Origin of the sequence: Cutibacterium sp. (genome assembly GCF_030525615.1) — a bacterium.
Lineage (GTDB): Bacteria > Actinomycetota > Actinomycetes > Propionibacteriales > Propionibacteriaceae > Cutibacterium.
This window is the reverse complement of record NZ_JAUNEJ010000001.1, coordinates 756,530-778,295: the sequence shown is the minus strand read 5'-3', so window position 1 is coordinate 778,295 and position 21,766 is coordinate 756,530. Positions and strand designations below refer to the sequence as shown.

The window sequence follows — 21,766 nt, the reverse complement described above, 5'->3', positions numbered from 1 at the left end:
ATGGCTGTGGCTGTGCGTGTCATCCCGTGTCTCGACGTCAAGGACGGACGAGTCGTCAAGGGAGTCAACTTCGTGGGTTTGCGTGATGCCGGTGATCCGGTGGAATTAGCAGCCGAGTACGGACGCCAGGGAGCCGACGAAATCACGTTTCTCGACATCTCCGCGTCGAGTGAGGCGCGAGCCACCACTCGCGACATGGTCACCAGATGTGCGGAGACGGTTTTCGTTCCCTTGACAGTGGGCGGTGGAGTGCGTGGGGTCGCCGACGTCGATGTCCTGCTGCGTTGCGGTGCCGACAAGGTGGGTATCAACACCGGCGCCATCGCACATCCGGGAATTATCGACGAGATTGCCGATCGATTCGGCAATCAGGTCATCGTGCTGTCGGTCGACGCTCGTCGCGAACCAGACCAGCCGTCTGGATTCGGTGTCACAACTCATGGCGGACGTCGTTCAGCTGGCCGTGATGCCGTCGAGTGGACTCGTCAGGCTGTCGACAGGGGAGCCGGCGAGATTCTGCTCAACTCGATGGACGCCGACGGTACGACCGGCGGGTTCGACATCGAAATGATCGAAGCAGTGCGTCGGGCGGTCGATGTCCCGCTCATAGCTTCAGGCGGCGCGGGCAAGGTGCATGACTTCGTTCAGGCGGCGCGGGCCGGTGCCGACGCCGTGCTAGCTGCATCGGTGTTCCACTACCGCACCCTGACTATCGCCCAAGTCAAGGATGCTTTGCGCGGGGCTGGCTTCGAGGTTCGCTGAGCGGACAGAGACATGAGACGGAGCCATTGTGGTAGTCATGATTCATGGATTGCCTTTTCTGCTCCATCGCTGCGGGGGACATCCCTGCAACGATCGTTGATTCTGACGACACCTCGGTCGCGTTCCTCGACATCGAGCCCTTCCAAGATGGCCACACCCTTGTCATTCCACGAAAGCATGTCACGAGCGTTCTTGATGATGATGGGGAATTAGCCCGTATCAGTCCGATGGTGACGAAAGTGGCTCGCCACCTCGTCGATTCATTGGGCGCATCTGGGGTCAACATTGTGTCGAATGCTGGTGAGGTCGCTGGTCAGAGCGTCCACCATCTTCACGTCCATGTCATTCCACGATATGACCGCGAGCCTGGTATTGACGCCATGCGCTCGGCCATGCCACGGCGTCCCGTCGAGGAAGTCGCTGCCCTCGTGGCCGACAACACCAACAGCGAGTAGTCCTCAAACAGTCAAGTGTTCATAATGTGAGACGTTTGTCCGTAAATGTTGACGGCTGGCCGTTCATGCACAAAGATCAAGGCCATGAGCGGCCAGCTTCTTGTTATTGGCTAGCGTCCTCATCCTCGGATAGGGCGCTCCCTCGTATGCCTGATCGGCAGCGAGGGTTTTTTCTTGTTCGGGGTTAGGCACCACCAATGGAAGGGCACCGTTTCACAATCACGGATGGAGGATGACATGGCCGACAAATCCCGGCAGCAACGAATGATGACTGGCGCACAGATCGTCATTGAGAGCCTTGAGAAACTCGGTGTAGATGTTGTCTTCGGGCTTCCGGGCGGTGCCATCATGCCGACTTACGACCCACTGATGGATTCCGTCAAAGTGCGTCACATCCTCGTGCGTCACGAACAGGGGGCTGGCCATGCCGCCGAGGGGTACGCCGTTGCGACCGGAAAGGTGGGTGTGTGCATGGCGACCTCGGGGCCAGGCGCAACCAACCTCGTCACCCCGCTCTACGACGCCTACCTCGATTCGGTGCCACTGGTGGCCATTACTGGTCAGGTGGGCAGCAGCCTGATTGGAACTGACGGCTTCCAAGAGGCTGATATTCGCGGCATCACAATGCCGATCACCAAGCACAACTTCCTCGTCACACGCGCTGAGGACATTCCGCTGTCGATCGCTGAGGCCTTCCACATCGCGTCGACCGGACGTCCCGGCCCGGTCCTCATCGACATCACCAAAGACGCTCAGACCTCGGTCGTTCCCTTTAAGTGGCCTAAGCAGTACGACTTGCCTGGCTACAAGCCGACCACTCGTCCGCATAACAAGCAAATCAAGGAGGCCACCGAGCTCATCCGTGCTGCTCACCGCCCCGTGCTTTATGTCGGTGGTGGAGTGGCGAAGGCCGATGCCGCTGGCGAATTGGCTCGCGTGGTGGACATCACGGGAATCCCGGTTGTGACCACCCTCATGGCCCGCGACGTGTTCCCGGCCAGCCATCCGCTGGCTCTGGGGATGCCGGGTATGCATGGTGCGGTGGCGGCGGTGGGGGCGCTGCAACGCGCTGATCTGCTTATTGCTGTCGGTACCCGCTTCGATGACCGTGTGACAGGACGGCTTGACACGTTCGCTCCCGACGCGAAGGTCATCCACGCCGACATTGATCCTGCCGAGATTGGCAAGAATCGTCATGCCGATGTTCCGATCGTCGGCGACGCTCGGCTTACTTTGTCGCGGTTGGCTGAATCCCTAGAAGGCAAGGAATTGCCGGACATTTCGGCGTGGGTCCGCCAGCTGCAGCGCATGAAGGCCACCTATGCGCCGTCGTGGGAAGAGGTCCCCGAAGGCGAGATCTCACCCCAGCAGGTCATTCAGCGCATTGGTGCTCTGGCCCCCGAGAACACCGTGTTTGTGACGGGAGTGGGCCAGCACCAGATGTGGGCCTCCCATTTCCTGCCACATGATAAGCCGCGTTCTTGGTTGACTTCCGGTGGTGCTGGAACGATGGGGTATTGCGTTCCGGCAGCTGTGGGGGCCAAGGTGGGACGCCCGGATGCCACTGTGTGGGGTATCGATGGCGACGGCTGCTTCCAGATGACGAACCAGGAACTCGTCACGGCTGCTCTTAACGGTGCCCCGGTGAAGATCGCTGTCATCAACAACAATGTTCTGGGCATGGTCCGACAGTGGCAGAACCTCTTCTTCAATTCCCGGTTTTCCCAGACAGACCTGCACTCGGACCGTCTCCCGGATTTCGTGAAGCTGGCTGAGGCCATGGGTTGTGCGGCCTTCCGAGTGAGCGATCCAGCCAAGGTCGATGAGACTATCAAGGCGGCCAACGAGATCAACGATCGTCCGGTGGTGGTGGAGTTCGTTGTCCACACCGACGCCATGGTATGGCCTATGGTGGCTGCCGGAGCCAGTAACGATGACATCAAGATCGCCCGCGACCTTGCCCCGGTGTGGGGAGACTCTGGCGACGAGGTCGCACCCGTCGACGACAAGGACGACGCAGACGACGAAACCGAGGAGAACTGAGATGACCGAACACGTGCTGTCGGTGTTGGTGACGAACCGTCCGGGCGTGCTGACTCGGGTGTCGGGCCTGTTCGCCCGCCGCGGTTACAACATCGAGTCTTTGACGGTTTCGCCGACTGATGATCCCGGGGAGTCTCGAATGACGATCGGGGTGAGCGTTGTCTCGGCTCAAGCACTCGAGCAGATGGTCAAGCAGCTCAACAAACTCATCGAGGTCCACAAGATCGTGGAGCTGAGTCCCGGAGCGGTGACCCGCGAGCTCATCCTCGTCAAGGTGCGCTCCAATGTCGAGAATCGATCGAAGATCATCGACACCGTTGGGCTATTCCGAGGCAAGGCCGTCGACGTCTCATTGGATTCACTGACGATTGAGGCGACTGGGGGACGTGAGAAGCTTGATGCGTTGCTACAGATGCTCGAGCCGTTCGGAATCATCGAACTCGTTCAATCTGGACAGGTGGCCCTCAATCGTGGTGCCACCGCCCTCGGGGCAAAACGCTCCGCGTGACCAGAAGTGCTTCAGACCGCAACAGAACAAGGAGAGAAAGACAACATGGCAAAGATCTACTACGACGACGACGCTGACCTGTCCATCATCCAGAACCGCCAGGTTGCCGTCATTGGTTACGGCTCCCAGGGACATGCCCATGCCCTCAACCTGCGTGACTCTGGGGTTGATGTGCGTGTCGGCCTGCGCGAGGGTTCCTCGTCGATCGCCAAGGCCGAGGCTCAGGGCCTGCGTGTGCTGCCCATCGAGGAGGCCTGTGAGGAGGCTGACCTCATCATGGTTTTGGCCCCCGACCAGAACCAGCGTCAGCTCTATGCCGAGCAGATCGCTCCGCACCTCAAGGACGGCGACGCCCTGTTCTTCGCCCATGGTTTCAACGTTCACTTTGGCTACATCAAGGCCCCTGCGGGTGTCGACGTCTGTATGGTCGCTCCGAAGGGTCCCGGCCACATCGTGCGTCGTGAGTACGCCGACGGGCGCGGTGTCCCGGTGCTGGTCTGCGTTGAGCAAGATGCCTCGGGTAAAGCTTGGGATCTCACCAAGTCCTACGCCAAGGCTCTTGGCGGTCTGCGTGCCGGTGGTATCGAGACCAGCTTCCGCGAGGAGACTGAGACCGACCTCTTCGGTGAGCAGGCAGTGCTGTGTGGTGGTCTGTCCCACCTCATCGAGGCCGGATTTGAAACCCTCGTCAATGCCGGGTATCAGCCGGAGATGGCCTACTTCGAGGTGTGCCACGAAATGAAGATGATCGTTGACCTCATCATCGAGGGTGGTATCTCCAAGCAGCGTTGGTCGATCTCCGACACCGCCGAGTACGGCGACTATGTTTCGGGTCCGCGCGTCATCGACGATCACGTCAAGCAGAACATGAAGGCTGTTCTGGACGACATCCAGAGTGGTGCCTTCGCCAAGCGTTTCATTGCCGATCAGGACGCCGGTGCCGTGGAGTTCAAGGAGCTGCGCGAGAAGGAGGCCAAGCATCCGATCGAGGCCACCGGTAAGGAGCTGCGCAAGATGTACTCTTGGCTGGCTGTCACCGACGACGACTACACCGAGGGCAGTGCCGCTCGCTGACTTCGCTGAGAGTTCCTGACATCTGTGACCACGAGGGCCCGTAGTTCTGCGGGCCCTCGCGCCGTGTTCTGAGCACCTCGCTGCGCTGTGTTATAGGCTCTTCGCACTTGGGGTAGGTGGGGTTGATGGCGTGGGCGAGGTAGCCCGACCCCACCGCTATGCCGTGCCAGTGTTCCCAAATGGTTCCGTTGCCAGGGTGTCAACAAGGTGGCACCTGTGTGGCTAGGTGTAGAGCAGATCGCCTGTGCGTCCACGATGACCATTGAACTCGGCAACGGTCTAGGGCGTCACCAGCCACACGAACCACATGGAACGAATCCATCACTGTGGTCGCTTCGGGTATTTCTTCGGCCGCAGCAGTTGTGTAGCCGGTAAACCCATCGGTCGCCACCACTTCGATACCCTCACGCCAGGGGTGGGGGCGGGCAGCAAGCCAGGGTTGAAACGCTTTCTTAGAGCCTCCTGGAATTATGTCGCCTAGCCGGCCCGGTGCCCTGGCGTACTGGGGTGAGGTCGATGACCACGGTCACATACTTGTCGGCAGTACCGGTGTGGGATCACACGCCTTCTGGATAGACAGTGTGACAACGTCCATCGTCGAGGGGCCTCGACCCCTACCCCCCAAAAAACGCCATTCCATCACCCACCCACACCTCGTTTGTGATGAGCCTACAAACCTCTTTGCAAACTCCTTATCGACCTCGATCTGAATAAGACACAACTCCAGGAACAATCCAGCATCAGCGCTGCCACCATGGCAAAACTCGGAAAAGGAGAAAATGTAACTAATGAAATGCTCGCCCGGATTTGTGAAACGCTCGAGCGACATTGCCGACACCTGCTTAGTTGTGCCTAGTTGAGTGTGATCTGCATGGCAGGTCGCATCTCTTAAAGTGAGCAACCAGACGAATGTAATTGGACATTCGTTAAAGAAGCCTGACCTTAGCCGTCCCTGTCTGTGAGAGCAGCCCGCCACTCTTCAACAATTTGAGGAATTTCTGTTTCCACTTCTGCCCCGACTATCAGATTGTCAATTGCTCCCCTCTGAAGGAGATCAACAATTCGACATAGATAACTCTTGCCTTGCTCCATCCATGTCGAGTATGCATCAATGAATAGAGTCAACTGAATAGGCATCCCAGTTTGCCCCTCAGCATCGGCTCTTTCATATCCGTCGAGATCTGCGATATAGACTGCGTCACTGATTTTTGACCCGAAAGTTGTCGTATAGTAGTAACACTTGAATTCCCAGAGTGCGACTTGGTTAACGCAATCAGGAAATGCGCCGTCCATACGGCGGCTCATTGAACCTACGACTACACCATCCTCTGTAAAAGCAGGAACTTTCCTCGGGTTCGGATCAAAATAATCCCCCCTAAGGTAGTAGGAGATTAGAATATTCGATGTAGCCGTCAGAAAATCAATGTCCCGCTTGTCGCCTTTTTGTTTGTTGTACGGCGCAATTGCAGGTACGCCGCCTCGAACTCTATATAGCCTGGAGTTTTCGAGAACATTTTTAGCTGAGAGGTGTAGCCGGTAGTGTACTCGTCCGCAGTTTTTTCGAACAGGCTCTTTGCCTGGGCTGCACTCTGAAGATGCCGTGCAACGTCTCCCTCAATTAGCTCTGCTTGGAACGCAAAGTAGTCAACAAGATCACCGATTGAGACGGACGTGTCATCGGACTTCTGAAGTGGTACTGCGCTTAGTCCCAATGCTTCCAGGCCGCGCGTGATGGTTTCAGCGTCATGTCGCATAACAACTTTCCGCCGAGAATACCCGAGGTGCTCAGATAACACACGGACGTAGTGCCAGAACTCGGGTGGCATTTGGTTCCAAGGTGCAGCGCTCTTCATTAGACGTCTGTTGCCTCCATGGCAATTATTAGGTCGGACGTGGAAACACCGAGAACAGAGGCGAGCTCGATCAGCTCAGCGACGTCGACCCTCCTAGCACCCGCCTCCACATTCGAGACCCACGACTGGGGCACGCCCAAGGCGGATGACACGTCAGACTGCGTCAACTTGCGCTGTAGACGCGCAGACCTGATGGCTTGCGCAAGTGATACGCGGCGAGCGCGTAGTAGGTCGCTGTCCACGTGCACAGTCTATGAAGCGGTATCCAATTATGTGAAAATCGGATATCAGACTAAGGTGGGGATATGTCGATAGCGCCTCGGAAACCTCCTGCTCAGCTGCTGAAGTGGGTGGGCAATAAACAACGTATGGCCTCTCTGATCGTGGGGAGCTTTCCACATGAATTTAGTACTTACTATGAGCCGTTTCTGGGTTCAGGAGCTGTACTTGGCGCGTTAGCACCTGATTCTGCGGTAGCCTCAGACGTTCTGAAACCACTGATCGATATCTGGCAGATGTTGGTAGATGCGCCTGACGAGTTGATTAATGCTTACGACTTCTATCGGTCGCAGCTTGAACGGGGAGTTGATAAGGCTATTGTATATCGGGAAGCCCTGGACAGGTTCAATATGTCGCGAGATTCGCGTGACTTCATTTTTCTGACGCGATCCTGTTATGGAGGTATTGTCCGATTTAGAAAAACAGATGGATATATGTCTACCCCCGTCGGGGCGCACATGCCTATCACAACTGAGAGTTTTGCTCAAAGAGTCGTGGCATGGCGAAAGCGCATCTCGGGTACGAAGTTCTTTCACATGGATTATCGTGAAGCTTTTGAGCTTCCTAAGGCTGGAGATCTGGTCTACTGTGATCCGCCATATGTGGACACGCAAAAGATTCTCTATGGTGCCCAGTCGTTCGATTTCATGGATCTCGTCGAGCGGATTCGCAATGCAAAAGAGCGTGGCGTCTTCGTAGCACTGTCTATTGATGGCTCAAAGAGAAACGGCAAGCATCAAATTCACCTCGACCTACCTGAGGGTCTGTTCGAAACGGAAGTCGCGGTTTCGGTAGGAAAATCAATGCTTCGTCGATTTCAGTTGGGTGGAAGTGTGTTAGATAGTGAGCATGTAACGGATCGCCTGTTGCTCACCTATACTCCTGAAACTGGCGAGGATACGCTTTTCTAGTTGTTGCGCTTCATGAGGTTGTTGACGCTACCGGGGTGACGGAGGGGCAGGCCCGCGTCAGGATAGGAGTTGCAAACATAACCGGCTCATCGCAAACGAGGGGGGTAGGTGGGGTTGATGGCGTGGGCGAGGTAGCCCGACCCCACCGCTATGCCGTGCCAGTGTTCCCAAATGGTTCCGTTGCCAGGGTGTCAACAAGGTGGCACCTGTGTGGCTAGGTGTAGAGCAGATCGCCTGTGCGTCCACGATGACCATTGAACTCGGCAACGGTCTAGGGCGTCACCAGCCACACGAACCACATGGAACAGGTCTATGACCGCAACCGACTCTGGGATCTCTTCAGCGACTCCACCCTGATAGCCGGTGAACCGGCACCCCAGCAATTGCGATGAGCCTGTTACACCTTGCGTCGGGTACAAACGGTTCAATATCAGTTCAGCCGCGCGAGGACAGGCGACAGGCGACGATGGCCGCCATGTCGGAGGCAAGCTGGATCTCGGTGGCATTGACTTTGGGATGGGTAAGCCACGCTAGCCGGGTGGTGTCGACGGTGCCGTTGATGTCCCGGGGCGGGAATCCATGGCTAGGAGGCATGTCGTCGATGACGACCACACCGCCTACAGCGACCGCCTTAAGAATCTCGTCGACCTGGCGCACCCGAGCCACTCGAATCGGGACCGACAGCAGACTGAAAGGTCCGCGCTCCAGCAGATCGTCCCAGGTGCCCTCGATGATGTCGATGTCGAGACCGGCCAAGACTTCGCGGGCACGGGCGCACACTGTCGGATCGGGTTCGTAGCTGACGACCTTGGTACGTTTGCGCGCGCCTAAGCGCAACCAGGCTGCCCCGGCACCAGAACCCGTCTCGCATTCCCCGATGGAACCACGCACCCCGGCAGCCAAGGTGGCCATGAAACGACCGGTTTCATTACGAGTGGTGGTGAAGTAGCCCATCTCCAGCGCATTGTGGAGAGCCTTCGTCACAGGTGCAGGAGTCTCGGGAATAGGTAGCACGGGGGATATTCTGCCAGCACGCGGAACCCGTCTGATCGACGACTGGGCACCGGAAACCCTCGGACTTTGCAGACCAAGGCTGATGACGTGTCTTACAGCCGCTCGGCGATATCTCGCCCGATCTCGCTGGTGATACGTGATGGTCCAGTAGCCCGGGCAGCTATGTCGTCGGCGACAGCCTTGCGGATGCGCCCAGCGTCATTGGGGCGGCCCAGATGGTCCAAGAGCAAGGCCATCGAGAGGATCGCCGCAGTCGGATCAGCCTTCCCCGTCCCAGCGATGTCGGGGGCAGAACCGTGTACCGGCTCGAACATCGACGGGTAGTCACCGGAGGTGTTGATATTCGCGCTGGGAGCCAGGCCGATACCGCCTGTCACTGCCCCAGCAAGGTCTGTAATGATGTCTCCGAACAGGTTGTCGGTGACGATGACATCAAAGCGCTGGGGTTCCTTGACCAGTGCGATGGTCACGGCATCGACGTGCATGTAATCGGTGGTGACTTGCGGGAACTCCGCAGCGACCTCATCGACGATTCGCCGCCACAAAGATCCGGCATTGACCAAGACATTGTGCTTGTGGACCAGAGTGAGATGACCACGGCGAGCGGCGGCTCGAGAGAAAGCGTCACGCACGACCCTCTCGACTCCGAAAGCTGTGTTGATACTCACCTCAGTGGCAATTTCGTGAGGGGTCCCAGTCCGCACCGATCCACCATTGCCACAGTAGAGGCCTTCGGTGCCTTCCCGGCACACAACGAAATCGATCGGTCCAGCGTCAGTGACCTCGGAGGCCAGCGGAGTCGGGGTGCCGGGATACCAGGTTGACGGACGCAGATTGACCCCTTGGTCAAGGGCGAACCGAAGTTTGAGCAACAAGCCTCGTTCCAAGAGTCCCGACGGCACCTCGGTAGATCCGGGAGCGGCGCCAACAGCTCCCAGAACGATGGCGTCCGCCTTCGAGATTTCGGCCAGGGTGGAGTCATTGAGGACCTCTCCGGTGGCCTTCCAATGGTCGGCGCCGAGGTGGTATTCGTGGGTGGTGAAGGCATCGGAGCCGATGGCCCTTTCCAACACGCAGAGAGCCTGCTCGGTGACCTCGGGGCCGATTCCATCGCCGCCGATGACAGCGAGGCGCGTCACGTCGTTCGTCATGTCTGAAACCCTACCGGGATAGTCCACGATGCGATCACGCGATGTCATGAATTGGAACGGGGGGTTCTTCCGCGGTGTAGCTTGTGGTCATGAGTTTGCGCTTTGCTTCTGCTGACGATCTGACGTGGTCCTCCGACGAGCGGATCGCGCTGGAACATGCCAATCCCCGGTTTGGTGAGGTGTTTATCGACCATATGGCCGTAGCCACCTGGCAGGTCGGTGAAGGTTGGGGAGACGATGGCGTGGTTGCGTACCACGGTCTCGACGTCAATCCCGGCTGTGCCGTGCTCCACTACGCCCAGGAAATCTTCGAGGGTCTCAAGGCCTACCGCCATGCTGACGGTTCCATCTGGCTTTTCCGACCCGACCAAAACGGTAAGCGTTTTGCCCGGTCAGCTGAGCGTCTCGCCTTGCCAGAATTGCCGGTCGATGACTTTGTCCATGCCTGTGTGCGATTGGCGCAGGTCGATTCCCGTTGGGTTCCTGAACCCGGAGAAGATGGCGAGAAATCCCTTTACCTGCGTCCGACCATGATTGCCTACCAGGACTTTCTTGGCGTAGCTCCGGCGACGAAGGTTCTGTTCTTCGTCATGGGTTCCCCAGTGGGTGCCTACTTCGCCGGGGGAGTGAAGCCGGTGCGAATCCTCATCGAGCGCGAACAGGCTCGTACTGCCCCAGGTGGCACTGGTGAGGCGAAGTGCGGTGGTAACTATGCCGCCTCGCTGCGCTCCCAGATTGAGGCCCAGGCGCGCGGCTGTGCCCAGGTGCTTTTCGTCGATGCAGTGGAACACCGCTGGATTGAGGAGCTGGGTGGGATGAACTTCATGGCCATCAGCAAAGATGGACAGCTCATCACCCCCGAGCTCAGCGGCACGATCCTGCACGGCGTGACCCGTAGGTCCATCCTCGAGGTGGCCCCTGACCTTGGTCTGGAACCCGTGGAGCGCAAGCTTGGTATCGACGAGATGCTTGACGGAGTGCGGTCGGGGGAGTTTCCGGAGGTCTTCGCGTGCGGCACTGCTGCGGTTGTCACGCCGATTGGGTCCTTCCTCGATGGTGACAATGAGGTGACGGTTTCGCAACCAACCGGAAAGACCACAATGGAGATCCGTCGCCGTCTCCTTGACATCCAGTTCGGCCGTGCCGAGGACACTCACGGCTGGCTCAAGCGGGTGTGCTGAACACCGTGACAACTGTGGCCGGTTCACCGCTGGTGAATCGGCCACATCTGCGTCAAGGATTTCCGAGTTGACGTTCGCCGATGGTGTCAATAACCGATGGTGTCAATAACGATGTCACGGGGCTGGAAATCCGCCCCGATCGTGAAGGCATTCGCCAGGGCCTCCTGGGCGCTTGGAATGACATCAGGGGTATCGGTGAGCAGAGTCGCCACCGGCTGGCCAGCGACCACTCGATCGCCGGGACGAACGCGCAGCATGACCCCGGCGGAGGCCTGCACTGGGTCCTCTTTGCGGGTTCGTCCTGCCCCTAGACGCCAGGCAGCCACTCCGACCGACATGGCGTCAATTCCAGTGACGACGCCAGCCTCAGGGGTGATGACATCCTGGGCATGGCGGGCCACCGGCAACGGAGCGTCTGGATCGCCGCCCTGGGCGCGAACCATGTCGCGCCACACGTCCATGGCTTTTCCGCTGGTAAGCAGGTCGGCCGGGTCGGTGTCGTCTAGACCGGCAGCCTTGACCATTTGACGAGCCAGGGCGACGGTGAGGTCTACGACGTCGGCGGGTCCACCGCCGGACAGCACCTCGAGAGCCTCTGCTACCTCGATACCGTTGCCGCAGGCATATCCGAGTGGAACGTCCATCCTGGTCAGGAGGGCAGTGGTGCGCACTCCGGCGGCCTCTCCAAGACTGACGAGACGGCGTGCGAGCTCTCTGGCGTCCTTCTCAGTCTTCATGAATGCCCCCGAGCCTGTCTTCACGTCGAGAACAAGGCTGTCGGTGCCCTCGGCGATCTTTTTACTCATAATGGACGAGGCAATGAGTGGAATTGATTCGACGGTGCCGGTGACGTCACGCAGGGCGTAGAGCTTCTTGTCTGCGGGGGCGAGTCCGGGGCCGGCAGCGCAGATGACGGCACCGACTGTGTTGAGTTGGGCGACCATTTCGTCGCGGGAGAGGTCGGCACGCCAGCCCGCGATCGCCTCCATCTTGTCGAGGGTGCCGCCGGTATGGCCCAGGCCGCGACCAGACAATTGCGGAACGGCTGCGCCACAGGCGGCGACGAGGGGAGCTAGTGGCAGAGTGATTTTGTCACCGACTCCGCCGGTGGAATGTTTGTCGACGGTCGGACGCGACAGCCCGGTGAGTTTCATCCGCTCGCCGGATTCGATCATGGCGGTCGTCCAGGTGGACAGCTCGTCGTCATCGAGACCCCGGAAGAACACCGCCATCGCCATGGCGGACATCTGTTCATCGGCGACAACACCATCGGTATAGGCGCGAATAAGCCAACGGATTTGATCGGAGTTGAGGGTCTGGCCTGCGCGCTTGGCGCGGATGAGATCGACGACGGAGTAGGTGGTCATGCTGGAAAGTATGGCAGTCTCAGTCCGTTCTCGGTTTGTAGATGCAGCGGTTGTGTCGCGGATCGCCATTAGTCTTGAGGTATGCGTATTGCTCGGTTTGTGACAGCTGGTTCCGACCCCGCCTTCGGGATTGTCGAACTCGCCGCCGACCACGGAGATCACCCCGACACTATTGCCGTGATTACTGGAGATCCAGTAGCGGCTCCAGTCCAGTACACCGGTGCTCGTCATGATCTTGCCGATGTTCGGCTGCTGTCTCCAGTGATTCCGCGTTCCAAGATCATCGGAATCGGTCGTAACTACGCTGACCACGCCAGCGAGCTGGGTAACGAGGTGCCGTCTGCGCCCTTGCTGTTTCTCAAACCGAATACCTCAGTGATTGGACCTGATGAGGCCATCATTCGACCGGCTGCGTCTTCGAATCTGCACTACGAGGGAGAGCTGGCCATTGTCATTGGTCGTATCTGCAAGGATGTCCCTGAGCAGAGGGCCCAGGAGGTTATCTTTGGGTTTACCGTCGCCAACGATGTCACTGCTCGTGACCTGCAGAACTCCGATGGTCACTGGGTGCGTGCTAAAGGCTCTGACACCTTCTGCCCGCTTGGTCCCTGGATGGTGACCCATTTCTCCGTTGCCGAGGCCTCGCACCGCCAGATTGTCACCCGTCTGGATGGCGAGGAGGTTCAACGCGGTAACACTGACCAGATGATCCACACCATTCCCCAGATCATTTCCCACGTATCGTCTTCCATGACACTGCTGCCCGGTGACGTCATTCTCACCGGAACTCCTGCCGGAGTCGGGCCGATGGAGCCTGGTCAGCGCGTCGAGGTCGAGGTTGAAGGAATCGGAACTTTGGCCAATACCCTCGTGGAGGCATGATGGCGACTCGCGCCGTTCCCCCTCGAGGGGCGTCTTCACGCGATGTGCTCCACCGTGGGATGGTGACCGATCCTGAGCCGGGGGTCGACTACACCCGGGCCCTTGTTGATTCCTCGGCTGGCCCGGGGTCGGGACTCGTCGGCCTGATCGGACTTCTGCTGGGGTACGCCATCGTCGTACCAGGGCTGCTGTACGCCTTTCTGGGAGTCGGTTTCTTCCTGGAGCGCAACCCTGGCGAGGAGTTCAGCGCTTACTACACGCGGGCGGCTGGTTTTCACACCGTTGGGGGTCTCATTGCCACCCATCTTGCTTTGGCGAGCCTCATCGTTGTCGTGTTGATGCTGGCGCGGTACGTGAACCATCGTGCGCCTCGATGGGTGGCGTCAGTCCAGCCGGGCATTAGATGGCGGTTTGGGCTGATTATGGCTTTGGTTGCCGTCGTTGTGCTTAATCTGACCCAGCTACTCGTGCGGGGTGGAGCCGATACTCACGTCACGGTTCCGAGGGATTGGTGGATATGGCTGCTGGCGATCATCATTACCTCGCCCTTCCAAGCCGTTGCCGAAGAGCTGTTCTTCCGGGGCTACCTCATGAACGTCATCTCCGGACTGGCCTTGAGCCTGCCGGACAAGGCGGGTAAGTGCCTCTCGGTCATCGTCTCCGCCCTCATCTTCGCCTTAATGCACGGCACTCAGAATGCCTGGCTTTTCGCCGACAGATTCGCCTTCGGATTGATTGCAGGATGGCTTGTCATTGTCACCGGCGGGTTGGAGGCAGGGGTGGCGACCCATGTCGTCAACAACCTGTTGGCCTTCGGATATGCAGTCTTCTTGGGTGGAGTCTCGAAGGCTCGGGGCATGACCTCGATGGGATGGGTCGATGCGGCTTGGGACATTGGTGGGTTCCTGGCTATTGCCCTGGCCGGGTGGTGGATTGGGAGCCTCATGAGAGTCGCTCGTAAGACACCATCACTGATTCGTCCTGATTTGCAATGTTGAGGGGGAGTCAGTTAAAGTTTTCCGACGTTGCGCCACTAAGGTTCATCAAGGTGGAACGGCAGTGGGGTATAGGGTAATTGGCAGCCCGACTGATTCTGGTTCAGTTAGTCCAGGTTCGAGTCCTGGTACCCCAGCTCGGGAGACCGAAATCATGAAGTTGCGAAGGCAACAGAATGATTGCTAGGGTTTCTCAGCCTGGTTCTCACACGACCCAGGAATAACAGAAGAAGGTTTCAATTCCTGAAATTGACGGGAATTGATCCCGGAATGGCCCCGTAGTGCAGCGGCCTAGCACGCGGCCCTCTCAAGGCTGAAACGGCGGTTCGAATCCGCTCGGGGCTACCACTAGCATGACCCAGGTCCAGGAGGATCTGGGTCATGTCATTGTGCATTGTGTCGTGGTGGATTGTGTCGTGGCATTGTTCAGCACCGTTGGTACTCAGATACTGCGCTCAGGTATTGCGTGCCCAGATAGTGGATGGCGTCGAATAGTGCACGAGATGGAGACGCCGCCCATGGGCAGGTACCGTCGGCACGACTGCCCGGGCCATCATCGAAAGGAAACTCCACCCGGCACGTACTGAGATGTGGCGCATACCAAGACGTCGGTGGTCTCACTTGGCAGAGCGACGCAGCACCTCCGAGAGACGCCCACCGGCAGCAACCACAGCAGGGGCGTGGATACGGCCAGGCTGGCGAGTCAGGCGCTCGATTGGCCCGGAAACCGACACAGCTGCGATGACTTTCCCAGAAGGAGAGCGCACAGGGGCAGAAACTGAGGCGACTCCGGCTTCGCGTTCACCCACCGATTGAGCCCAACCGCGCTTGCGCACGGCAGCCAAAGTGACCTCGGAAAAAGCGGAGTTGCTCAACTCACGGCGAACCTTTTCAGAATCCTCCCATGCCAGCAAGATCTGGGCTGCGGATCCAGCATCCATCGACAAGATGGATCCCACCGGAATGGTGTCCCGTAACCCCGTCGGGCGCTCGGCGGTGGCGGCACAGACGCGGTTACTGCCTTGACGGCGGTAAAGCTGGGCGGATTCACCGGTGATGTCACGAAGTCTGGCCAAGATAGGTCCAGAAGCAGCTAAGAGACGATCCTCGCCCGCTGCTGCGGCAAGCTCAGAGAGACGCGGTCCAAGGATGAAGCGGCCCTGAAGGTCGCGACTGACGAATCGATGATGCTCCAGCGCGCGGGCCAGGCGATGAGCCGTCGGGCGGGCCAGACCCGTCATCTGAACCAATCCTGCCAGGGACGCTGGACCCGTCTCCAAGGCAGCCAATACGAGGGCAGCCTTGTCCAGCACGCCCACACCACTTGATTCGTCCATATGGCGATACTAGCGTTCCAAATCCTGGCCGTCGAGTCAGAATGGGAACTTGCCAAGTGGCGGAGCTGATGACGTCACAGTAGCAGTGTTCACAAGCCGACAAGTAATGAAAGGGAAAGTGCGATGGGGAGGACGCTGAGCGAGAAGCTCTGGGACGCCCACGTTGTCAGACACGGACAGAACGGGGAGCGCGATCTTCTCTACATCGACCTTCACCTTGTTCACGAGGTGACCAGCCCCCAGGCCTTCGACGGACTGCGGCTGGCAGGCCGTAAGGTTCGTCGCCCAGATCTGACGATTGCGACCGAAGACCACAACATTCCGACCCTTGACATTCTCAAACCGATTGCCGATCCGATCTCGCGGGCTCAGGTTGAGACGTTGCGAAAGAATGCCCCTGAGTTCGGCGTGCCTCTGCACTCCCTCGGTGACGTGGACCAGGGTGTCGTACATATCATCGGGCCTCAGCTGGGCCTCACACAACCGGGCATGACGATCGTGTGTGGTGATTCCCACACCTCGACTCACGGCGCTTTCGGTGCGCTGGCCTTTGGTATCGGCACCAGTGAAGTTGAGCACGTGCTGGCCACTCAGACCCTGCCTCAGGTGAAGCCGAAGACGATGGCGGTGACGGTTGATGGGCAGCTTCCGGAAGGAGTGACTCCGAAGGATCTCATCTTGGCCCTTATCTCCACAACCGGTACCGGGGGCGGTCAGGGCCACATGGTGGAGTATCGCGGCGAGGCCATCGAGAAGATGTCGATGGAGGGCCGCATGACCATCTGCAATATGTCGATCGAGTGGGGAGCTCGCGCCGGCATGGTTGCCCCCGACGAGACGACCTTCGCTTACCTCAAGGACCGTCCGCACGCCCCCAAGGGCAAGCAGTGGGATGAGGCAGTCGAATATTGGCGCACTTTGCGCACTGACGATGACGCTACTTTTGACGCCGAGATTCACCTTGACGCCTCTCAGCTCACGCCTTTTGTGACGTGGGGAACGAACCCGGGTCAAGGGGTCCCGTTGGACGGAGTTGTCCCGGCTGCCGATGACTTCCATGACGAGGTGGACCGCAGCGCAGCCGCTCGGGCTTTGGAGTACATGGACCTCACCCCGGGCACAAAGATGCGCGATATCGCCATTGACACCGTTTTTCTGGGGTCATGCACTAACGGTCGTATTGAAGATCTTCGACTGGCCGCCGAGGTCCTCAAGGGACGCCACATTGCCGAGGGAACTCGGATGCTCGTTGTCCCTGGGTCAGCCCGAGTACGTCTGCAGGCCATGGAAGAAGGTCTGGACGAGATCTTTACCCAGGCTGGAGCCGAGTGGCGCGGGGCTGGTTGCTCGATGTGCTTGGGAATGAACCCCGACCAGCTGTCACCAGGAGAGCGTTCCGCCTCCACCTCGAACCGCAACTTTGAGGGTCGTCAGGGCAAGGGCGGACGAACCCACCTCGTCTCACCGGCCGTCGCTGCTGCCACCGCTGTCATCGGACGGCTTGCCAGCCCTGCCGATCTGTCACCCGTTGCCCAGGAGGCCTGAGATGGACGCATTTACCACCCACACCGGAGTTCCCGTCCCGCTGCGAAGGGCGAACGTCGATACTGACCAGATAATCCCGGCGGTCTACCTCAAGCGCATTACCCGCACCGGTTTTGAGGACGGCCTGTTTGCTTCCTGGCGTTCGGAGCCCGACTTCGTGCTGAACAAGGAGCCGTGGCGCACCGGATCAATCCTCATCGTGGGGCCCGATTTCGGGATCGGATCCTCCCGAGAGCACGCAGTCTGGGCCCTCCAGAATTACGGATTCAAAGTCGTCATCGGATCTCGGTTTGCCGACATCTTCCGTAACAACTCCGGAAACAACGGACTGCTGTTGGCCCAGGTGGACCCCGAGACCGTGGAAAAGCTGTGGGACTTCGCCGAACAGAAACCTGGGGAGGAGCTCACCGTCTGCCTCGAGGACAAGACGATCAGCCAACCTGACGGCACCTCCTATCCATTCCAGATCGACGACGTTACCCGTCAACGTCTGCTCTCCGGCCTGGACGCCATTGGCGAGACTCTCACATACGCCGACGACATCGCCGCCTACGAGGCTCGTCGACCATCCTTCCTGCCGACGACATTGTGACCCGGTGAAACCGACGCAAGCCGATAAGGTGAGCTAGTCCGTATCACTTAGGAGAGACACCGTGGTGCTGCCCGCCGTGACTAATCCAGCCGACACCCCTGGTCACGCGTTCCGGATGGGTGCGCGGGTGCTGTGCCCGCTGGCCCGTACCTTGACGCGATTCGACCATCACGGTGGTGAGAATCTGCCCGGACCAGGGCCAGTCCTCATCGTCAGCAATCACGTCTCTAACTACGACCCCGTCGTGTTGGGAGCCTTCTTGATTGCTCATGGCCGTTGGCCACACTGGTTGGCCAAGCGGGAGCTGTTCTCAGTGCCGATCGTTGGGTGGTGGGCCTCTGCCACCGGTCAAATCCCGGTGGACCGCAAAGGCCCGAATCCGGCGAAGGCTCTCGACTACGCCAAGGCTGCTCTGGACAAAGGCATGACGGTGGTGATGTATCCGGAAGGCACGATCACTGCAGATCCCCTGCACTGGCCGATGACGGGGAGAACAGGTGCAGCGCGGCTGGCCCTAGAGACCGGGGTCCCCGTCATCCCGATCGGGCAGTGGGGTCCTCAAGAGGTTATGGGATACAAGAAGATGACCTTCCCTAAACTGTGGCCCCGCAAGACCATGAAGCTGTACTGCGGGACTGAGGTTGAGCTGTCTGATCTGCATGGCTGTGAAGATTTCGCGGCGGCCAGAGAAGCTACCAATCGCATTATGGACGCCATCGACGCCCAGGTAGCTCGCGCTCGCGATGAGTTGCCGCCTCCGGACCGCTATGACATCCGCAAGGGGACGCGGGTTCCCAAGTAGGTTGCCTCACTAGGTTGTCCCAGTAGGTTGTCCTGCGCGGCCAGTCGCCGACCCTCAATACATGGTGGGTCGGTAGGCTGGAATGCCGATATAGCGAAAGGACTTCACATGAATCGCACCCACGTTGCTGTCATCTTCGGTGGGATGAGTTCGGAGCATTCGATCTCCTGCCTGTCAGCGGCAAACGTGGTAGCTGCGATTGACCGGGACCGATATGACGTCTCGGGTGTGGGGATCACCCCTGATGGGGTTTGGGTACGCTATGGGGTCGACGAGATCCTCGATCTGCCTAACACCGGCCAGCTTCCGGTCGTGGAGGTGGGGAATCGTTCCCTGGTTTCGGTTACACAAATGCCAGAAGGTGCCTGCATTGTCGACACCCAGGGCAATACCGACCCCATCCAGGTCGTCTTCCCGGTACTCCACGGACCTTTCGGTGAAGATGGCACCATCCAGGGGCTGTTGGAGATGGCTGGGGTGCGCTATGTGGGGTGTGGTGTTGCGGCCAGTGCCAACTGCATGGACAAGCACCTCACCAAGATGATCCTGGCTGAGGCTGGGGTTCTGGTAGGACCCTATATCGTCGTGCGCGACCACGAGTGGCGAGAGGATCGCAATGGTGTCCTTAAGGCTGCCTCCCGTTTGACCTACCCGCTGTTCGTCAAACCAGCCCGTGGCGGGTCCTCCATTGGTATCTCAAAAGTGGCAAGCCCCGACCGGTTGGAAGCTGCCATCGAGATGGCTCGACGGCACGACAAGAAGGTCCTCATCGAACAGGGGATTGTAGGCCGAGAAATCGAGTGCTCCATTCTCGATGGCCACCACGGGGCTGTTCCTCGAGCCTCGGTACCGGGTGAAATCGTCGTCCATGACCCCGACGGGTTCTACGACTTCGAAGCCAAGTACCTCACCGGGGAGCAGAAAGCGTCTGTCCAGCCACGAGCCGCGCTCGACGACGAGACCCGCGCTCGCGTCCAGGAAGTAGCGACCAAGGCGTTCAGGGTTCTTGGCTGCGAAGGACTTGCCCGTATTGACACCTTCGTGACCTCGGACGGCGCCGTCTACGTCAACGAGCCCAACACCATGCCCGGATTCACCCGAACCTCGGGATTCCCCCTCATGTGGCAAGCCAGTGGCATGACCTACGCCCAAATCGTCAGCGAGCTCATCGAACTGGCCTTAGAACGCCCACTTGGACTTCGCTGATTACCGGCGGGGTCGATGACTGACAGGGCTGATTACTGACAGGGGCGCACGACCGGCATCTTTTTGACGGCAGTTGACAAATCAACCAAGGCGTCGGCTTCGGGCGCATACATGGCCGGAACGCTTACTTCGATGTTGCCGGCCCTCCCGATGGTCGTGAATCGCCAGCCTTCCTCGATCTGCTCGGCGAACCAGCCCACATCGTTGATGACGTCACAGCGAGAGGTCGGTTCCAACGCAGAAGGTTTGTCCACACCACAACGAAGCACTATGCGCGGGTCACCCCAGGTAGCCACCGTCGTATCGTGATCCTCGAGCCCCACCCCGGCAACCGTCTGAGGCAGATCAGCCATGACAGCCTGACATCCGGCAGCGGCCGAACCGCTGGGAGACGGATGGGCAATGGGCTGCTGGCCTGAGCACGCCGCCGTGCCAGCCAGCACAGCTAGCAGGGCGGCACATCGGGTTGCATGATGGATGGGCACGCTTTCACGGTAGCGTGTTATCGACAACCAGCCCTCAAGGAGATCCCATGGCCACCACGACGACCATTTCCCAGGTGGGGGAGTTCCCGCTCATTTCCGCCCTCGTCAAGGATCTACCCATGAGCCGGGCGGTCACTCTTGGGCCAGGGGATGACGGTGCTGTCTTCCAGATTGACGGTTCTGCCGTGGTATCTACCGATGTCCTGGTAGAAGAGGTACATTTCCGTCGCCGCTGGTCGACAGCGAGTGATGTTGGCCGGAAGGCCGTCGCTGTTAATGTCTCCGATATCGAGGCGATGGGCGCTGTCCCGGTCGCCCTCGTTGTCGGTTTCTCTGCGCCAGGAGATCTGGCGGCTTCCTGGGCCCAAGAGTTCATGGCGGGAATGGCCGCCGAGGCTGAGAAGGCCGGAGTGAGCGTCGTGGGAGGAGATACGACTGCTGGTCCGGTTATCAGTATCGCTGTCACCGTCATCGGTCAAACGGCGGGAATGGCTCCAGTGCGTCGTGACGGCGCCGTTCCGGGTGACGAAGTAGCAGTTATCGGGCAGCTCGGCCTGGCCGCTGCTGGGCTGGTGCTGCTCGGCCGCGGTTTCCGCTCCCCGCGTGCGGCAGTTTCGGCCCAACGGTGCCCTGAAGTCCCTTATCGGCAGGGACGAGTGGCCGCTGAGGCTGGTGCCCACGCCATGATTGACGTCTCAGACGGTTTGTTGGCCGATCTGGGTCACATTGCAGAGCAGTCTGGATTCGCCATCGACATCACCACCTCGAGTCTTGACATCGAGGAATCGGTTCGCACCGTCGGTATGGCAACCGGCATGGATCCGCTCAACTGGGTTCTCGCTGGAGGAGAGGATCATGCCCTGGCAGCGACCTTCACTCCCGGCACTGTTCCGCAGGGATGGACGGTTATCGGACGGGTGCTTCCTCCCGGCGAAATGGGCGACCCCACGGTTCTCGTCGATGGCCAGCCATGGCAGCATGAGCGAGGCTGGACGCATTTTCAGTCCTGAGATGACCACGGCATTCACATCCACGGCGCGATATGCCTTAATCATCTGACTCTCCGCCTCGCCTGCCGGATGGTGGCTGCCATGGTTGATAACGTCAATGACATGGCGACTCGTGCGTCTTCCCCAGCTCGGTCCCGAAATACGACGGCGAAGAAATCGTCGCGTAGTTCGGGAACACGCTCGAACAGAAGTAACAAAAAGACGTCGACCAGTTCGAGAAGCAGGTCGACGCCACCGAGTGCACCCAGTTCCGCGAATCCGGTGGCCCGAGCGTTGTCGGCGACCTGGTCGGGTATTGCGCGCGGACTGGGGAC

24 protein-coding genes, 2 tRNA genes and 2 pseudogenes are annotated in these 21,766 nt (G+C 59.3%); 17 read left to right on the top strand and 11 right to left on the bottom strand.

Going from position 1 to position 21,766, the window contains the following annotated elements:
* The 5 genes from hisF (at position 1) to ilvC (ending at position 4,842) form a co-directional block, all read left to right on the top strand.
* Positions 1 to 762, top strand: a complete 762-nt coding sequence (gene hisF / locus Q4B98_RS03600) for an imidazole glycerol phosphate synthase subunit HisF (protein ID WP_303195479.1) — start codon at positions 1 to 3, stop codon at positions 760 to 762.
* 44 nt (positions 763 to 806) lie between these two features.
* Entirely contained in the window at positions 807 to 1,217 is a 411-nt protein-coding gene (locus Q4B98_RS03595) for an HIT family protein (protein WP_303195477.1), read from the top strand.
* A gap of 225 nt (positions 1,218 to 1,442) precedes the next feature.
* Complete coding sequence (locus tag Q4B98_RS03590; RefSeq protein WP_303195475.1) at positions 1,443 to 3,260, top strand: acetolactate synthase large subunit; 1,818 nt, start codon at positions 1,443 to 1,445, stop codon at positions 3,258 to 3,260.
* A 1-nt stretch (position 3,261) separates the two neighbouring features.
* The gene (gene ilvN, locus Q4B98_RS03585; protein WP_303195473.1) at positions 3,262 to 3,768 is read left to right on the top strand and encodes an acetolactate synthase small subunit; all 507 of its coding nucleotides are present in this window, start codon (positions 3,262 to 3,264) and stop codon (positions 3,766 to 3,768) included.
* A 45-nt stretch (positions 3,769 to 3,813) separates the two neighbouring features.
* Positions 3,814 to 4,842 (top strand): ketol-acid reductoisomerase, encoded by a 1,029-nt coding sequence (ilvC, locus tag Q4B98_RS03580; RefSeq protein WP_303195471.1) that lies wholly within the window; start codon positions 3,814 to 3,816, stop codon positions 4,840 to 4,842.
* 262 nt (positions 4,843 to 5,104) lie between these two features.
* Here the strand turns inward: ilvC and Q4B98_RS03575 are convergent.
* Positions 5,105 to 5,381: pseudogene (locus tag Q4B98_RS03575) on the bottom strand (transposase); the annotation flags it as partial.
* Between the two features lie 155 nt (positions 5,382 to 5,536).
* Between Q4B98_RS03575 and Q4B98_RS03570 the strand changes: the two are divergent.
* On the top strand, positions 5,537 to 5,698 hold the full coding sequence (locus tag Q4B98_RS03570; protein WP_368492300.1) for a helix-turn-helix domain-containing protein: 162 nt from the start codon (positions 5,537 to 5,539) through the stop codon (positions 5,696 to 5,698).
* A gap of 86 nt (positions 5,699 to 5,784) precedes the next feature.
* Here Q4B98_RS03570 and Q4B98_RS03565 read toward each other — a convergent pair whose 3' ends face one another.
* The 3 genes from Q4B98_RS03565 to Q4B98_RS10525 all read right to left on the bottom strand — a co-directional run bounded on the left by Q4B98_RS03565 (position 5,785) and on the right by Q4B98_RS10525 (position 6,937).
* Positions 5,785 to 6,135, bottom strand: coding sequence for a hypothetical protein (locus Q4B98_RS03565; RefSeq protein WP_303195469.1), 351 nt, complete (start codon positions 6,133 to 6,135; stop codon positions 5,785 to 5,787).
* Positions 6,136 to 6,254: 119 nt separating this feature from the next.
* Entirely contained in the window at positions 6,255 to 6,695 is a 441-nt protein-coding gene (locus Q4B98_RS03560) for a DUF2240 family protein (RefSeq protein ID WP_303195467.1), read from the bottom strand.
* Positions 6,695 to 6,937: a helix-turn-helix domain-containing protein gene (locus tag Q4B98_RS10525; protein ID WP_368492285.1), complete on the bottom strand. Its 243-nt coding sequence runs from the start codon at positions 6,935 to 6,937 to the stop codon at positions 6,695 to 6,697. The genes Q4B98_RS03560 and Q4B98_RS10525 overlap by 1 nt, the downstream gene beginning before the upstream one ends.
* Positions 6,938 to 7,000: 63 nt before the next feature.
* Here Q4B98_RS10525 and Q4B98_RS03555 point away from each other — a divergent pair, with 63 nt between their 5' ends.
* Positions 7,001 to 7,885, top strand: a complete 885-nt coding sequence (locus Q4B98_RS03555; protein WP_303195466.1) for a DNA adenine methylase — start codon at positions 7,001 to 7,003, stop codon at positions 7,883 to 7,885.
* Between the two features lie 220 nt (positions 7,886 to 8,105).
* Here the strand turns inward: Q4B98_RS03555 and Q4B98_RS03550 are convergent.
* The 3 genes and pseudogenes from Q4B98_RS03550 to Q4B98_RS03540 all read right to left on the bottom strand — a co-directional run.
* Positions 8,106 to 8,253, bottom strand: a pseudogene (locus Q4B98_RS03550) (transposase); the annotation flags it as partial.
* Between the two features lie 67 nt (positions 8,254 to 8,320).
* Positions 8,321 to 8,899: an SAM-dependent methyltransferase gene (locus Q4B98_RS03545; protein WP_303195464.1), complete on the bottom strand. Its 579-nt coding sequence runs from the start codon at positions 8,897 to 8,899 to the stop codon at positions 8,321 to 8,323.
* A gap of 92 nt (positions 8,900 to 8,991) precedes the next feature.
* Positions 8,992 to 10,050, bottom strand: coding sequence for a 3-isopropylmalate dehydrogenase (locus Q4B98_RS03540; RefSeq protein ID WP_303195462.1), 1,059 nt, complete (start codon positions 10,048 to 10,050; stop codon positions 8,992 to 8,994).
* A gap of 89 nt (positions 10,051 to 10,139) precedes the next feature.
* On the opposite strand from Q4B98_RS03540, the gene Q4B98_RS03535 reads away from it, so the two are divergent.
* Complete coding sequence (locus Q4B98_RS03535) at positions 10,140 to 11,231, top strand: branched-chain amino acid aminotransferase (protein ID WP_303195460.1); 1,092 nt, start codon at positions 10,140 to 10,142, stop codon at positions 11,229 to 11,231.
* Positions 11,232 to 11,317: 86 nt separating this feature from the next.
* Here the strand turns inward: Q4B98_RS03535 and Q4B98_RS03530 are convergent, their stop codons facing one another.
* On the bottom strand, positions 11,318 to 12,598 hold the full coding sequence (locus Q4B98_RS03530; protein WP_303195459.1) for a thymidine phosphorylase: 1,281 nt from the start codon (positions 12,596 to 12,598) through the stop codon (positions 11,318 to 11,320).
* A gap of 81 nt (positions 12,599 to 12,679) precedes the next feature.
* Here Q4B98_RS03530 and Q4B98_RS03525 point away from each other — a divergent pair, with 81 nt between their 5' ends.
* The 4 genes from Q4B98_RS03525 (at position 12,680) to Q4B98_RS03510 (ending at position 14,823) form a co-directional block, all read left to right on the top strand.
* Entirely contained in the window at positions 12,680 to 13,480 is an 801-nt protein-coding gene (locus Q4B98_RS03525; protein WP_303195458.1) for a fumarylacetoacetate hydrolase family protein, read from the top strand.
* 59 nt (positions 13,481 to 13,539) lie between these two features.
* Positions 13,540 to 14,478, top strand: coding sequence for a CPBP family intramembrane glutamic endopeptidase (locus tag Q4B98_RS03520; RefSeq protein ID WP_303195671.1), 939 nt, complete (start codon positions 13,540 to 13,542; stop codon positions 14,476 to 14,478).
* 62 nt (positions 14,479 to 14,540) lie between these two features.
* Positions 14,541 to 14,612: transfer RNA gene (locus tag Q4B98_RS03515), tRNA-Gln, on the top strand.
* A 135-nt stretch (positions 14,613 to 14,747) separates the two neighbouring features.
* Positions 14,748 to 14,823 (top strand) — tRNA-Glu (locus tag Q4B98_RS03510).
* Between the two features lie 269 nt (positions 14,824 to 15,092).
* Here the strand turns inward: Q4B98_RS03510 and Q4B98_RS03505 are convergent.
* Entirely contained in the window at positions 15,093 to 15,812 is a 720-nt protein-coding gene (locus tag Q4B98_RS03505) for an IclR family transcriptional regulator (protein ID WP_303195457.1), read from the bottom strand.
* 123 nt (positions 15,813 to 15,935) lie between these two features.
* Between Q4B98_RS03505 and leuC the strand changes: the two genes are divergently transcribed.
* From leuC to Q4B98_RS03485, 4 genes are all read left to right on the top strand, one after another.
* On the top strand, positions 15,936 to 17,357 hold the full coding sequence (gene leuC / locus Q4B98_RS03500; protein ID WP_303195455.1) for a 3-isopropylmalate dehydratase large subunit: 1,422 nt from the start codon (positions 15,936 to 15,938) through the stop codon (positions 17,355 to 17,357).
* Position 17,358: 1 nt separating this feature from the next.
* A complete protein-coding gene (gene leuD, locus Q4B98_RS03495) occupies positions 17,359 to 17,949 on the top strand; it encodes a 3-isopropylmalate dehydratase small subunit (protein ID WP_303195454.1) in 591 nt (196 codons plus the stop codon).
* A 115-nt stretch (positions 17,950 to 18,064) separates the two neighbouring features.
* The gene (locus Q4B98_RS03490; protein WP_303195669.1) at positions 18,065 to 18,751 is read left to right on the top strand and encodes a 1-acyl-sn-glycerol-3-phosphate acyltransferase; all 687 of its coding nucleotides are present in this window, start codon (positions 18,065 to 18,067) and stop codon (positions 18,749 to 18,751) included.
* A 108-nt stretch (positions 18,752 to 18,859) separates the two neighbouring features.
* On the top strand, positions 18,860 to 19,957 hold the full coding sequence (locus tag Q4B98_RS03485; protein WP_303195453.1) for a D-alanine--D-alanine ligase family protein: 1,098 nt from the start codon (positions 18,860 to 18,862) through the stop codon (positions 19,955 to 19,957).
* A 32-nt stretch (positions 19,958 to 19,989) separates the two neighbouring features.
* Here the strand turns inward: Q4B98_RS03485 and Q4B98_RS03480 are convergent, their stop codons facing one another.
* Complete coding sequence (locus Q4B98_RS03480) at positions 19,990 to 20,442, bottom strand: DUF3515 domain-containing protein (RefSeq protein ID WP_303195451.1); 453 nt, start codon at positions 20,440 to 20,442, stop codon at positions 19,990 to 19,992.
* Between the two features lie 47 nt (positions 20,443 to 20,489).
* On the opposite strand from Q4B98_RS03480, the gene Q4B98_RS03475 reads away from it, so the two are divergent.
* On the top strand, positions 20,490 to 21,452 hold the full coding sequence (locus tag Q4B98_RS03475; RefSeq protein WP_303195450.1) for a thiamine-phosphate kinase: 963 nt from the start codon (positions 20,490 to 20,492) through the stop codon (positions 21,450 to 21,452).
* A 41-nt stretch (positions 21,453 to 21,493) separates the two neighbouring features.
* On the opposite strand, the gene Q4B98_RS03470 is transcribed toward Q4B98_RS03475, so the two are convergent.
* Entirely contained in the window at positions 21,494 to 21,748 is a 255-nt protein-coding gene (locus Q4B98_RS03470) for an amidase (RefSeq protein ID WP_303195667.1), read from the bottom strand.
* Positions 21,749 to 21,766 lie beyond the last annotated feature (18 nt).

What these genes read in the sequence shown, in the direction of transcription:
- hisF (WP_303195479.1), top strand. Translation starts at nt 1, where the DNA reads ATGGCTGTGGCTGTGCGTGTCATCCCGTGTCTCGACGTCAAGGACGGA.
- Q4B98_RS03595 (WP_303195477.1), top strand. Translation starts at nt 807, where the DNA reads ATGGATTGCCTTTTCTGCTCCATCGCTGCGGGGGACATCCCTGCAACG.
- Q4B98_RS03590 (WP_303195475.1), top strand. Translation starts at nt 1,443, where the DNA reads ATGGAGGATGACATGGCCGACAAATCCCGGCAGCAACGAATGATGACT.
- ilvN (WP_303195473.1), top strand. Translation starts at nt 3,262, where the DNA reads ATGACCGAACACGTGCTGTCGGTGTTGGTGACGAACCGTCCGGGCGTG.
- ilvC (WP_303195471.1), top strand. Translation starts at nt 3,814, where the DNA reads ATGGCAAAGATCTACTACGACGACGACGCTGACCTGTCCATCATCCAG.
- Q4B98_RS03565 (WP_303195469.1), bottom strand. Translation starts at nt 6,135, where the DNA reads ATGGACGGCGCATTTCCTGATTGCGTTAACCAAGTCGCACTCTGGGAA.
- Q4B98_RS03560 (WP_303195467.1), bottom strand. Translation starts at nt 6,695, where the DNA reads ATGAAGAGCGCTGCACCTTGGAACCAAATGCCACCCGAGTTCTGGCAC.
- Q4B98_RS03555 (WP_303195466.1), top strand. Translation starts at nt 7,001, where the DNA reads ATGTCGATAGCGCCTCGGAAACCTCCTGCTCAGCTGCTGAAGTGGGTG.
- Q4B98_RS03540 (WP_303195462.1), bottom strand. Translation starts at nt 10,050, where the DNA reads ATGACGAACGACGTGACGCGCCTCGCTGTCATCGGCGGCGATGGAATC.
- Q4B98_RS03535 (WP_303195460.1), top strand. Translation starts at nt 10,140, where the DNA reads ATGAGTTTGCGCTTTGCTTCTGCTGACGATCTGACGTGGTCCTCCGAC.
- Q4B98_RS03530 (WP_303195459.1), bottom strand. Translation starts at nt 12,598, where the DNA reads ATGACCACCTACTCCGTCGTCGATCTCATCCGCGCCAAGCGCGCAGGC.
- Q4B98_RS03525 (WP_303195458.1), top strand. Translation starts at nt 12,680, where the DNA reads ATGCGTATTGCTCGGTTTGTGACAGCTGGTTCCGACCCCGCCTTCGGG.
- Q4B98_RS03520 (WP_303195671.1), top strand. Translation starts at nt 13,540, where the DNA reads ATGGTGACCGATCCTGAGCCGGGGGTCGACTACACCCGGGCCCTTGTT.
- Q4B98_RS03505 (WP_303195457.1), bottom strand. Translation starts at nt 15,812, where the DNA reads ATGGACGAATCAAGTGGTGTGGGCGTGCTGGACAAGGCTGCCCTCGTA.
- leuC (WP_303195455.1), top strand. Translation starts at nt 15,936, where the DNA reads ATGGGGAGGACGCTGAGCGAGAAGCTCTGGGACGCCCACGTTGTCAGA.
- leuD (WP_303195454.1), top strand. Translation starts at nt 17,359, where the DNA reads ATGGACGCATTTACCACCCACACCGGAGTTCCCGTCCCGCTGCGAAGG.
- Q4B98_RS03490 (WP_303195669.1), top strand. Translation starts at nt 18,065, where the DNA reads ATGGGTGCGCGGGTGCTGTGCCCGCTGGCCCGTACCTTGACGCGATTC.
- Q4B98_RS03485 (WP_303195453.1), top strand. Translation starts at nt 18,860, where the DNA reads ATGAATCGCACCCACGTTGCTGTCATCTTCGGTGGGATGAGTTCGGAG.
- Q4B98_RS03475 (WP_303195450.1), top strand. Translation starts at nt 20,490, where the DNA reads ATGGCCACCACGACGACCATTTCCCAGGTGGGGGAGTTCCCGCTCATT.